We start from the raw sequence: 9829 nt of genomic DNA, 5'->3' as shown, positions 1-9829 counted from the left end.
TCAGACCAGAAGGACATAGCCATGAACAACAAGATCGCCGCCAGCCAGAGAAACACCGTCCTGGACGACATCGCCGCCGAGATCGGTCTGCGAGCCACCATCCTGCTGGCCGCCTGGTGGGGCGGCAGCAACATCGTCGTGCCGGACACCCGGCCCGAGCGCAGCGTCATTGCCAAGGTGATCGGCGAGGACGCCGCCTGCCGGTTGAGCGCGGTCTGGCCCGGCGCCCAGATCTTCGTGCCGCGCCTGACCTGGTTCGAGGAAATCCGCAAGGCCCGGCAGGTGCACAACCTGCGCGCGCGTGGCCTGGACTGGGATGACATTGCGAAGGTCATGGTGATGACCCGCCGCGAAGTCGAGGACATGGGTGAAATCGGCCGGTTCGCTGCCGAGGCGGTCGCCCAGGAAAAGACCGGCCGCATCGCGTCGCCGCTGTTCGAGCTGGAGCGCCCGCAGGTGCGCGGCGGTCGGGGCGGTCAGGCGGCCAAGAAGAGCACTCGCATCAGGGAATCCAACCAGCAGAACGCCCAAAAAACAGGAGAATCGCAATGACCCCCACGACGGAAGACGTACTGTCCACGCACGAGGTGCAGACCATCATCGAGACCGCAGCCATGCGTCTCTCTACCTATGAGGCGTTCGCGCGCGATGTCGAGTCGGCGGTGCTGCAGAAGCTGCAGCGTCACGACATCGAGGGCCTGATCGACCGCGCCTACATCGAGTTCGACGCCATGCGCAGCGGCACGGGCGAGTTCCAGGGGCAGGCCTGGGACGAGTGCGATGCCTTCAAGGCCCACATGCGCCGTTTCGCCTATGCGCGTTACCATGAGTTGATCGGGCAAGTTCTGAAAGCCAACCGAGGGACATCGTCATGAGCGCCTTTCCGCCTGTGCCGAAGGGGCACGCTTTCTTCGCCTGCGAACTGCACCCCACAGAAGGGCTCCGCTACCTGGCCGCCGTGCCCGCCACGCCCGTCCGCCGCAAGGTGAAGATGCGTGCCAAGGTGCAGCCGCTGCGTCGCACGCGCGGCGCTTGGCGCCTTGTCATCTATTGCCTGCCGTGCCCGGACTCGCGGCCATCCACGCTGCGTTCGCTGGGCGCCGAGATCCTGGCCCACCACGCGGCATTGTGTGCCAGCCCGACTGTCGGCGGCAGCGCGTGGTATGAACCAAGCCCGCGCAGCGCGGTGGATTTGATCCCTCATTTCGTCGTGACATACCAGCCGACCACCCTGCGCGTCACTGGGGACTCTTGAGCAAGATCCCGGGAAATGCGGCAGGCTTCCTTGTAGGTAACATATACAAGGATATAGATAATGAATGTTTCAAATACTCGTGAAGTTTCTTTCCACGGCTGCGGCCTTTCTGATCATCTGCTGGCCGTGCGGCCGGGCGTCCCTCGGGACGAGGCCCTGCACTGCGCCGCCGACTTCCTGGCAACCACGCACGACTTGCTGCTGGTAGCGGAAGAGGTCGACAGCGCGGCGGCGCGCGCCGCCGCGATCCTGCTCGTCGAGGCGGCGACGGCGGTCATCAATGCCGCCGGCGGTGCCGATTGACCGCTGGCATCTGATGCTATCATCGGTCGGTGAGTTTTTGTAACTGCCACCGACTGATGGTCAGAAAAGGGAATCAACGATGGGCATGGCACTTTTATTTTTCATACTGGCTTTTATCTGTTTGGTCTTGTGGATTTTTGGCGCAATCAAGCCCACAAAGGTTTTTCTTGGCGCTAACAGCACACGCAAGAAGGTGACCCAGGTTTATGGGTTTGGGCTTGTCGCATCACTTTTTGCTTTTACTTTTTTTGCTGTATCCAACTCGCCCGCCCCCGGTCCGACCTATCCAGAAGGCGCGACACAAGAGCAGAAAGCGACGATATTGCGCCTCTGGAATATACAGAAAATTGATAAGGACTTTGTCTCGACGGAGGAAGAGTGGGACGATCAGCGTCTAGTCGTCAAGTATCAGCCGAAGGCCGTTTTGACGGAGTCGAGCTGGATGCGGCAGTCTTTCTCTGCGGCCAAGAGCACGATGCAGACCCTTAGTAAGACAGCGCCTGATCATGCTTACAAGCAGGTGGTGTTCGACGTCTGGATGCCGACGACGGACAAGCTGGGTAAAGATGGGTTTTCCAGGGGCATGATCCTCCAGTGGAACTGGGACGAGATCAAAGGAGCGAATTGGGATAACCTGTCTGCCGCCGCTGTTGGCGGCTTGGCGGAAAAGGCTTCATTCCAGCGCCTGGGCCGCCACGCGGCTATCGAGTATTGCGGCGATGAGGACAATCTGCGCTTCGCGCGGGATTTCTGCCTTAAGCTGCTGGAGTAGGCGCCAGAGCCTGCCACCCCCTTCGCCACGGCAATAACCGCGCCGCAGGAAGCCTTCCACCGTAGCATTCAGACTGGGCAGCATCCATATCAGGACGCTGCCCAGCATGGCCTACACACCGCAAGACCTCGCCGCCATCGATAGCGCCATCGTCGCGCTGCTCGCCGGCGAGCGTGTCACCGAAATCCGTTTCACTGATCGCCTGGTCAAGTACCAGGAAGTCACCGCCAACGAGCTACGCACCCTGCGCGGAGAGATTGCCCGCCAGCTTGGCCCGCAGCGCGTTCCGCTGTCCGGCCGCACCTGGGCCTGCGCCCAGGTCGGGAAGGGTCTATGAGACCCGCCAGAACCGCTACCCGCAAGCCGCTGGGCCTGCTCAATTTCATTTTCGGGCGCACCAGCAAGCCCCTGGCGAGCACACACGAAGCCGCCGGCACAGGCCGCCGCCTGCGCGCCTGGTTGCCGTGGGACAGTTCCCCCCGCCGTGAGCACATGCGCCTCGCGCTGCTGCGCGCCCGCGCGCGGGACGCCTACCGCAACAACGCCATCGCTCGCGCCGCGATCGATCGCATGACCTCGGACTTTATCGGCACTGGCGTTTCGCCGAAGCCGATGGCGAAATCCGAGGACGTGCGGATGCGCCTGATCGATTCCTGGGAGGCCTGGTCTCTGGAGTGCGACGCCGACGGGCAGACAGATTTCTACGGCCTGCAGACTCTGGCGCTGCACGCCATGTTCGAATCGGGCGAGGTGTTGGCCTTGCTGGAGCCGGACGACGCCACCGGCATTCCGCTGAAAATCCGGCTCATCGAGTCCGACCATTTGCCGTTCAAGAACGAGACCTTGTCGAACGGCCACCGCATTATCGACGGGATCGAACTGGACAAACGCGGCCGGCGTGTAGCGTACTGGCTGCACCCGAACCACCCGGGCGACCTCAACCTGACGAATAACGATCCAGTGCGCGTCGAGGCGCACCGAGTTCTGCATCTTTTCGAGGCCACGCGCCCGGGACAATTGCGCGGTGTTCCAGTGCTTGCGCCAGTGCTGGTGCGCCTGAAGGACCTGGACGAGTTCGATGATGCGCAGCTCATCCGCCAGAAAATCGCTAATCTTTTCGTCGGGTTCATCACCCGACCGGCGCCCGATCCGCTGTCTCAACCTCTCGGCCCCGATAATCAGCCGCTGCCGGCGGAGCCATCTGAACAGCCGGCACTGGAGTTCGAGCCGGGTCTGCTGCAGGAACTGAATGATGGTGAGGATGTCACGTTCTCCGAACCGCCCGGCGCGCCATCCGGTTATCGGGAGTTCACCCGAGCCCAACTGCATATCGTGTCCGCCGCGCTGGGCCTGCCGTATCCGTTCCTGACGGGCGATTACAGCGACATCAATGATCGAGTGGTGCGCGTCGCAATCAACGAATACAAGCGCCGCGCGATGGCCCTGATCCGCAATGTCCTGGTGCCGAAATTCTGCGAGCCGATCCGCCGCGCCTGGGTGGATGCGGCTGTGCTGGCGGGCGAGCTGCCCACGAACCAGCGCGATCTGAAACTGACGCGCTGGACGCCGCACGGCTGGGCGTACATCCAGCCGGTGCAGGACATCCAGGCGGACGTCCTGGCGATCAACAACAAGCTGAAGAGCCGCAGCGAGGCGCTGCTCGAGCGTGGCTACGACGCCGAACTGATTGACCGCGAGATCGCCGCCGACCTCGCACGCGAGCAGGCGCTCGGCCTGCCGCCGTCTCCGGCAGCGACATCGGCCGTCCCGCCGCAAGAAACCGCGCCGCAGGAACCGAAAGAGTGACCGGCGCACTATGACCGCAGCTTCCCATCGGACAGCAAAGGAACCCAGGTTATGAAGAAGAAATGGTATGAGATCAAGGCGCTGGCAGCCAATGGCAAGCCGGTCGCCGAGGGTCAGGCCGCCGCGAAGTATGAAATTTCGATACACGGCGACATCGGCTTCTGGGGCGTCACGGCCAGCGAGTTCATCGCCGAGTTCAACGCCATCCCCGCCGATGCTCAAATTCTGCTTTCCGTCCACTCGGACGGCGGCGAGGTTCTGGAGTCCCTGGCGATCTACCACGTCATGGCCCGTGCCCGCGACCGGATCACGGCCCGCGTGGAAGGCCTGGCCGCGTCAGCGGCCAGCGCTGTCATCATGGCGGCCGGTCGCATCGAGATGCCCGCCAATGCGTACCTCATGATCCACAGCCCGTTTACCGTGGCCGTCGGCGACTTCAGCGAGTTGCGCGCGAGCGCCGACCTGATGGAGAAGCTGAACAACAGCTACGCGGCGATCTACTCGGAACGCTCGGGCAAGGACTTGGCCGAAGTCGAGGCCATCATGGCCGCCGAGACATGGCTCAACGGCGAGGAAGCGGTCGCCGCCGGCTTTGCTGACGTCGTGCTGGATGCGCTGCCCGCCCAGGCCCATCTGTCCGAGCAAGCCAGCGCCACGTTCCGCAACGCGCCGAAGGCTCTGGCCGCTGATTCCGCCCCGAATCCGACGCCCTCCGACCCGGAACCCACCCCTACGCCTGAACCGCCACCCGCGCCCGAACCTGCGCCCACCATCGATCCGATGCCCCCAGCCGAGGTGGCCACCGCATGCGTCGATGGCGGCTTCGCCGCTCTCGCCGCGCCGCTGATCCGCGCGTCCGCTCGTCCCGATGACGTCACCGCTCGCCTGACTGAAGCCAGGGAAATACTTGCCCTGGCGAAGGCGGCGGGCCGCCCGGAAGACGCCGAACTGCTGGTGCTGGCAGGGGTCTCGGTCGAGACTGCCCGCGCACGCCTGACCGCCGCCCGCGCCGATAACGTGCCGGCCATCAGCCCGCATGCCCCCTCGGACACGCCAGCAGACCCTCAAGGTGACAAGCCTGTCGCCAAAAAGCTCGATTTCCGCAACATCTACGCCGCCCGCCAGGCGGCCCACACAGCCGCTTGACCCAAGGAGCAAAAACATGAATCTCGGCATTTTCGATTCCGACAAGTTCTCCCTGCAGGAACTGACCGCCGCCATCAACGAACAGCCGGCGCTGCCGTCTCGGCTCGCCACGCTGGGCCTGTTCCAGGAAGACGGCATTACCACCACGAGCCTGGGCATCGAGAAGGATGTGGACACGCTCACCCTCGTCCCCAACCAGTCGCGCGACAGTGACACGCCGAACCCGACGGGCGGCAGCACTCGCGGCCTCGTCCTGTTTCCCACGACGCACCTGCCCACTCAAGACACCATTAAGCCCGACGACGTGCAGAACTTGCGCGCGTTCGGCAAGGCCTCGGACGAAGAAACCATGGTGTCCTTCGTCAACAAGCGCCTTCGGAAAATGCGCCGACGGCTCGATGCCACCATCGAATATCAGCGTGTCGGCGCCATCAAGGGCACCATCGTCGATGCGGATGGCATCACGGTCATCAGCAATCTGTTCACACAATTCGGCCTGACGCAGCAGACGCATGAGCTGTCGCTCAACGTCGCCGGCGCGGACCTGCGCGGTGAAATTCTCGGGGCGAAGGACAAAATGGAATCCGCCCTGATGAACGAGGTCAGTACCGGCTGCCGGATGATCTGCGGAAAGACGTTTTTCCGCACCTTCATCGCGCATGACAAGATCCAGAAAGCCTATGAGCGGTGGGAAACCGGACAGTTCGCCCGCAATGACCCGCGTGCGGGCTTCGACTTCGCCGGCGTGACGATTGAAGAGTTCAAGGGCGGCATCGGCGCCTCGCCGTTTATCGCCGACGGAGAGGCGTACCTGTTCCCCGAGGGCGTCGAAGACATGTTTATCACGCGCTTCGCCCCGGCGAACTACAACGAAACCGCCAACACCATCGGCCTGCCGTACTACTCGAAGCAGGAGCCCAAGCCCCTGGGCAAGGGCATCCTGGTCGAGGCGCAATCCAACCCGATCAGCATCTGCACCCGCCCCCGCGCGGTCATCAAGCTGACGATCAAGGCGTAAGCATGGCCGACGATCACGACAGCCTGCGCGTCGAGATCGGTGTCATCCGCCGCAACCTGGAAGAGGTGCATGGCACCATGACCAAGGTTGCGGCGGCGCTGGAGCGCCTGACGCGCCTGGAAGAGCGTCATGCGCACACGGCCACCGCGCTCGAGCGTGCATTCAGTGCAATCTCCAAGCTGGAGAACAGGCTATCTGCGCTGGAGCGACAGCAGCCCATGCAGAAGCTGGCCTCCCACTGGGTGATCAATGGCGTATGGGCGGCCGCCGGCGTCGTCGGCGCCATGATCGTCAACAAGATTCTGACGGGAACGCCGTGATGAATTTCGATATCGCATTCGACCGGCTGATCGGACACGAGGGCGGGTATGTCAACCACCCGGACGATCCCGGCGGCGAGACCAACTGGGGCATCACGCTACGCACGGCGCGCGGCGCCGGGTATACCGGCAGCATGCGCGACCTCACCCGCGCCAAGGCCAAGGAAATTTACCGGACGGCCTACTGGGGCCGCGCGAAAGCCGATCAGTACGACGGCGCCATCGCCTTCCAGCTTTTCGACGCGGGCGTGAACCACGGCCCCGGTCAGGCCATCCGGTTCCTTCAGCGCGCCGTAGGCGTCGCTGATGACGGCGTTGTCGGCCCCATGACGCTGGCGGCAGTGCATGCCATGTCCGTGACCGACGTGCTGTCGCGCTTCAATGCCGAGCGCTTGGACTTTTACACCAAGCTGTCCACCTGGCCGTCATTCGGTAAGGGCTGGGCGCGCCGCGTGGCCGGCAATCTCAAATATGCAGCGGAGGACTCCTGATGGACTGGAAAGATATCGCCGGCGTCGTCGGCAAGGCCGCTCCGATCCTGGGCGGGATTCTGGGCGGCCCGGCCGGTGCGGCAGTCGGCGGGCTGATTTCCACGGCCCTGGGCACTGCTGCGACACCCGATGCGGTGTCCGAGGCTATCCTGCGCGATCCGAACGCCGCGCTGAAGCTGAAGGAGCTGGAGACGAATTCCAAGGTTGAACTGCAGAAGCTGGCTGTGACGGCAGAACAGAATCGCATCCAGGCCGCCGCCGCGCAGTTCGCCGCCGAGGCGGCTGACCGCGACAGCGCCCGCAAACTCGCCGCCGCGCAGCCCGGCGACTGGGTACGCCCGACGATCACGGTGCTGCTGCTGGCCGGCGCCATCGCCATCGTCTGGTTCGTTTTCTCGGGCATGGCCGAAGGCCTGCTGCGCGACGCCACGGCCAGCCTGACGGTGGGCACGGTCATCGGCTATTGGTTCAATGAGTTGAAGCAAACTCTGGCGTTCTGGTTTGGAACCACGGGCGCGGCACAAAGCTCCGATGCCGACATCCGCCGCTTCGCAATCTCCCCCGGCACCGTGACGCTGGATGGCGATGCCAAACCCTCACCGCCGAGCCGCCCCAATGCCTGACTTCAGCGCCCTGGCCGCCCGCATGGATGCGGCCATTATCGTCCACCTGTCCGACCCCGCCATCCTGGACGGCGCGCCGGTGCGCGGAATGTTCGCCGCGCCGTGGATCCAGCCTGCGATGGGGTCCATGCGTACCGACGTAGTCGAGCCGACCTTTACGGTGCGCGACGCGACAGCCGCCGAAGCCGTCGAGGGCAGTATTGTCCTGGCCCCGGAAGGCAGCGCCATTGCACCCAGTGGCGCAACATTCGCGGTCGTCAGTGTCGAACCAGATGGGACGGGCTTCACCGCCCTGGTATTACGCGAGGCCCAACCATGATCGACTTGTCCGCCGGGATCCCCAGGGGTGAGCTGGAGCGCCTGATGGGTATGTTTCAGCTCTCGAAGGAAGCATGCCGCCGCGCCGCCCGCCGCGCCGTGCGAAAAACAGCCAAGTGGACGGAGGGTCAGGCGGCCCGCACGATGTCGGCCCAACTGCGGATCCAGCAGAAGATCATCCGGCAGCGCCTGCGAACATACACCAAGGGCAGCGGCCTTGATCAGAAGGTCTGGCTCGGCTTGAACTCCCTGGCCGCCCGTCGCCTTGGCATGCCCAAGCGGCGCAGCAGCGGCACCCAGGTGGGTCGCCATTTTTTCGAGGGCGCATTTCCCATCAACCGTTACGGCGGCGGCGTGTACAGGCGCACCGGAAAGAGCCGGTTTCCCCTGGAGTTGGCAAAGATGGAGATCGACGATGTCGGCGCCGCTGCGCTCCGGGCAGCGGCGATAAAAACCGAGGCCAGGCTGATGGAGATCATGCGCCAGGAACTGCGTTACGAATTCAGCAAAGTTTTGAAAAAGGCAGTCTGATGACCACCATCGCAGATTTTGCGGACGCTCTGATAGATCGCCTGCGCCCAGCCCTCGATGACATTCCGACGATCAGCGCCGATCCGCCGCCCCGCAAGCATAGCAGCCTGCGCGTGCCCGCCATCTATGTCGAGATCGACGATTTTGAATCGCTGAGCGAAGCGGGCGACACCCGGTTGCTGACGGATGTGCGCTGGATGGCGCACTGCATCGTCGACCCGACGCTGCCTCGCGCCGACCTTGCGCTGCGCTCCATGGCCGCCCGCGTCGCCGTCGCCCTGCACGAGATCCGGCGGCCCGTCCCGGGCCACGGGCATATTCGCTTGGCGCGCGCCGGCGAAGACGCATTCCGACCCGCCCTGGATGGATACCTGTGCTGGGTCGTGGAATTCAACATCGAGATCGCGTTGGGCGAGCTGGAGCCGGTGGGCATCACACCGTCGGAGATATACATCAGCCAAAGCCCGGCCATCGGCACCGACCATTCCGACGATTATGAGCGCCTCGCATGAGCGATCTGGTCGACCTTGAGCGCCGCCTGGCGGATCTCGAGCGCCGTCTGGCGAACATCGTGCGCGTGGGCACCATCGTCGAAGCCGATTATCGGCGCGGCAAGGTGCGAGTGTTCTGCGATGATTTCACGACCGATTGGCTCCCCTGGAAAACCCGCCGCGCCGGCGGCGACATCGACTGGTGGGCGCCCGAGGTCGGCGAGCAGGTCGAGGTCATAGCACCGTCCGGTCTGATGGAGGGCGCGTCAGTCGGCCCTTCGTTTTATTCGGACGAAAATCCGGAGCCCGAGAGCAGTCCTGACTTGCACACGATCCGGTACAAAAACGGCGACAAAATCACCCACGACCGTGCCGCTGGCTCGCTGACTATCAAGGTTGCAGGCGAGGTCAATGTCGACGCCGGCGGCCCGGCCACGGTCAAAACGCCCAGCGCGAAGGTTGACGCACCGGAGACGCTCATCACAGGCAACGCGACCATCGAAAAGAAGCTGACGGTCAAGGGCGGCCTGGCCGTTTCTGGTGGATCTGGCGGCGCCGCTGCCGAAATCGAGGGCGGCGTCAAGGTCAAGAACGGAGATGTCCAGGCTGACGATATCAGTCTCAAGGGGCATACACATACGGAACAGGGCGACGGCGCGGACGTCAGCAAGCCGCACCCGTAATCCTCAACCCCACCGCAGGAAGTCGGCGCGTTTGAAATTCAACATGTGCGTATCTCCAACCGAAGGAGCATC

16 protein-coding genes are annotated in these 9829 nt (G+C 63.8%); all 16 read left to right on the top strand.

The genetic code is table 11. From position 1 onward, the window contains the following. Window positions 1-21 precede the first annotated feature (21 nt). The 16 genes from VDP74_RS12540 (at window position 22) to VDP74_RS12465 (ending at window position 9757) form a co-directional block, all read left to right on the top strand. The gene (locus VDP74_RS12540) at window positions 22-552 is read left to right on the top strand and encodes a hypothetical protein (protein ID WP_322999976.1); all 531 of its coding nucleotides are present in this window, start codon (window positions 22-24) and stop codon (window positions 550-552) included. Further along, window positions 549-875, top strand: coding sequence for a hypothetical protein (locus VDP74_RS12535; RefSeq protein WP_322999975.1), 327 nt, complete (start codon window positions 549-551; stop codon window positions 873-875). Before VDP74_RS12540 ends, VDP74_RS12535 begins: the two co-directional genes overlap by 4 nt. Beyond that, window positions 872-1255: a hypothetical protein gene (locus tag VDP74_RS12530; protein WP_322999974.1), complete on the top strand. Its 384-nt coding sequence runs from the start codon at window positions 872-874 to the stop codon at window positions 1253-1255. Before VDP74_RS12535 ends, VDP74_RS12530 begins: the two co-directional genes overlap by 4 nt. Window positions 1256-1315: 60 nt before the next feature. Next, entirely contained in the window at window positions 1316-1558 is a 243-nt protein-coding gene (locus VDP74_RS12525) for a DUF3077 domain-containing protein (RefSeq protein ID WP_322999973.1), read from the top strand. A 79-nt stretch (window positions 1559-1637) separates the two neighbouring features. Further along, the gene (locus VDP74_RS12520; protein WP_322999972.1) at window positions 1638-2330 is read left to right on the top strand and encodes a hypothetical protein; all 693 of its coding nucleotides are present in this window, start codon (window positions 1638-1640) and stop codon (window positions 2328-2330) included. 106 nt (window positions 2331-2436) lie between these two features. Further along, complete coding sequence (locus tag VDP74_RS12515; protein ID WP_322999971.1) at window positions 2437-2667, top strand: hypothetical protein; 231 nt, start codon at window positions 2437-2439, stop codon at window positions 2665-2667. Further along, a complete protein-coding gene (locus VDP74_RS12510; RefSeq protein ID WP_322999970.1) occupies window positions 2664-4136 on the top strand; it encodes a phage portal protein in 1473 nt (490 codons plus the stop codon). Before VDP74_RS12515 ends, VDP74_RS12510 begins: the two co-directional genes overlap by 4 nt. 51 nt (window positions 4137-4187) lie before the next feature. Continuing rightward, window positions 4188-5282 (top strand): head maturation protease, ClpP-related, encoded by a 1095-nt coding sequence (locus tag VDP74_RS12505; protein ID WP_322999969.1) that lies wholly within the window; start codon window positions 4188-4190, stop codon window positions 5280-5282. Window positions 5283-5298: 16 nt separating this feature from the next. Further along, window positions 5299-6300: a major capsid protein gene (locus VDP74_RS12500; RefSeq protein ID WP_322999968.1), complete on the top strand. Its 1002-nt coding sequence runs from the start codon at window positions 5299-5301 to the stop codon at window positions 6298-6300. 2 nt (window positions 6301-6302) lie between these two features. Further along, window positions 6303-6620: a hypothetical protein gene (locus VDP74_RS12495; RefSeq protein ID WP_322999967.1), complete on the top strand. Its 318-nt coding sequence runs from the start codon at window positions 6303-6305 to the stop codon at window positions 6618-6620. Beyond that, window positions 6620-7111, top strand: coding sequence for a glycoside hydrolase family 108 protein (locus tag VDP74_RS12490; protein WP_322999966.1), 492 nt, complete (start codon window positions 6620-6622; stop codon window positions 7109-7111). Before VDP74_RS12495 ends, VDP74_RS12490 begins: the two co-directional genes overlap by 1 nt. Further along, on the top strand, window positions 7111-7734 hold the full coding sequence (locus VDP74_RS12485) for a hypothetical protein (RefSeq protein WP_322999965.1): 624 nt from the start codon (window positions 7111-7113) through the stop codon (window positions 7732-7734). The genes VDP74_RS12490 and VDP74_RS12485 overlap by 1 nt, the downstream gene beginning before the upstream one ends. Beyond that, window positions 7727-8053 carry a hypothetical protein gene (locus VDP74_RS12480; protein WP_322999964.1) on the top strand — a complete coding sequence of 109 codons (327 nt, stop codon included), beginning with the start codon at window positions 7727-7729 and terminating at the stop codon, window positions 8051-8053. Before VDP74_RS12485 ends, VDP74_RS12480 begins: the two co-directional genes overlap by 8 nt. Next, window positions 8050-8583 carry a phage tail protein gene (locus VDP74_RS12475; protein ID WP_322999963.1) on the top strand — a complete coding sequence of 178 codons (534 nt, stop codon included), beginning with the start codon at window positions 8050-8052 and terminating at the stop codon, window positions 8581-8583. Before VDP74_RS12480 ends, VDP74_RS12475 begins: the two co-directional genes overlap by 4 nt. After that, window positions 8583-9095: a hypothetical protein gene (locus tag VDP74_RS12470; RefSeq protein ID WP_322999962.1), complete on the top strand. Its 513-nt coding sequence runs from the start codon at window positions 8583-8585 to the stop codon at window positions 9093-9095. Before VDP74_RS12475 ends, VDP74_RS12470 begins: the two co-directional genes overlap by 1 nt. Next, window positions 9092-9757 carry a phage baseplate assembly protein V gene (locus tag VDP74_RS12465; protein ID WP_322999961.1) on the top strand — a complete coding sequence of 222 codons (666 nt, stop codon included), beginning with the start codon at window positions 9092-9094 and terminating at the stop codon, window positions 9755-9757. The genes VDP74_RS12470 and VDP74_RS12465 overlap by 4 nt, the downstream gene beginning before the upstream one ends. Window positions 9758-9829 lie beyond the last annotated feature (72 nt).

The organism is Castellaniella sp., from assembly GCF_034674885.1.
Classification (GTDB): Bacteria; Pseudomonadota; Gammaproteobacteria; order Burkholderiales; family Burkholderiaceae_B; genus Castellaniella.
The sequence above is the reverse complement of the archived record's forward strand: the minus strand, read 5'-3'. Positions and strand labels throughout refer to the sequence as shown.

What these genes read in the sequence shown, in the direction of transcription:
- VDP74_RS12540 (WP_322999976.1), top strand. Translation starts at nt 22, where the DNA reads ATGAACAACAAGATCGCCGCCAGCCAGAGAAACACCGTCCTGGACGAC.
- VDP74_RS12535 (WP_322999975.1), top strand. Translation starts at nt 549, where the DNA reads ATGACCCCCACGACGGAAGACGTACTGTCCACGCACGAGGTGCAGACC.
- VDP74_RS12530 (WP_322999974.1), top strand. Translation starts at nt 872, where the DNA reads ATGAGCGCCTTTCCGCCTGTGCCGAAGGGGCACGCTTTCTTCGCCTGC.
- VDP74_RS12525 (WP_322999973.1), top strand. Translation starts at nt 1,316, where the DNA reads ATGAATGTTTCAAATACTCGTGAAGTTTCTTTCCACGGCTGCGGCCTT.
- VDP74_RS12520 (WP_322999972.1), top strand. Translation starts at nt 1,638, where the DNA reads ATGGGCATGGCACTTTTATTTTTCATACTGGCTTTTATCTGTTTGGTC.
- VDP74_RS12515 (WP_322999971.1), top strand. Translation starts at nt 2,437, where the DNA reads ATGGCCTACACACCGCAAGACCTCGCCGCCATCGATAGCGCCATCGTC.
- VDP74_RS12510 (WP_322999970.1), top strand. Translation starts at nt 2,664, where the DNA reads ATGAGACCCGCCAGAACCGCTACCCGCAAGCCGCTGGGCCTGCTCAAT.
- VDP74_RS12505 (WP_322999969.1), top strand. Translation starts at nt 4,188, where the DNA reads ATGAAGAAGAAATGGTATGAGATCAAGGCGCTGGCAGCCAATGGCAAG.
- VDP74_RS12500 (WP_322999968.1), top strand. Translation starts at nt 5,299, where the DNA reads ATGAATCTCGGCATTTTCGATTCCGACAAGTTCTCCCTGCAGGAACTG.
- VDP74_RS12495 (WP_322999967.1), top strand. Translation starts at nt 6,303, where the DNA reads ATGGCCGACGATCACGACAGCCTGCGCGTCGAGATCGGTGTCATCCGC.
- VDP74_RS12490 (WP_322999966.1), top strand. Translation starts at nt 6,620, where the DNA reads ATGAATTTCGATATCGCATTCGACCGGCTGATCGGACACGAGGGCGGG.
- VDP74_RS12485 (WP_322999965.1), top strand. Translation starts at nt 7,111, where the DNA reads ATGGACTGGAAAGATATCGCCGGCGTCGTCGGCAAGGCCGCTCCGATC.
- VDP74_RS12480 (WP_322999964.1), top strand. Translation starts at nt 7,727, where the DNA reads ATGCCTGACTTCAGCGCCCTGGCCGCCCGCATGGATGCGGCCATTATC.
- VDP74_RS12475 (WP_322999963.1), top strand. Translation starts at nt 8,050, where the DNA reads ATGATCGACTTGTCCGCCGGGATCCCCAGGGGTGAGCTGGAGCGCCTG.
- VDP74_RS12470 (WP_322999962.1), top strand. Translation starts at nt 8,583, where the DNA reads ATGACCACCATCGCAGATTTTGCGGACGCTCTGATAGATCGCCTGCGC.
- VDP74_RS12465 (WP_322999961.1), top strand. Translation starts at nt 9,092, where the DNA reads ATGAGCGATCTGGTCGACCTTGAGCGCCGCCTGGCGGATCTCGAGCGC.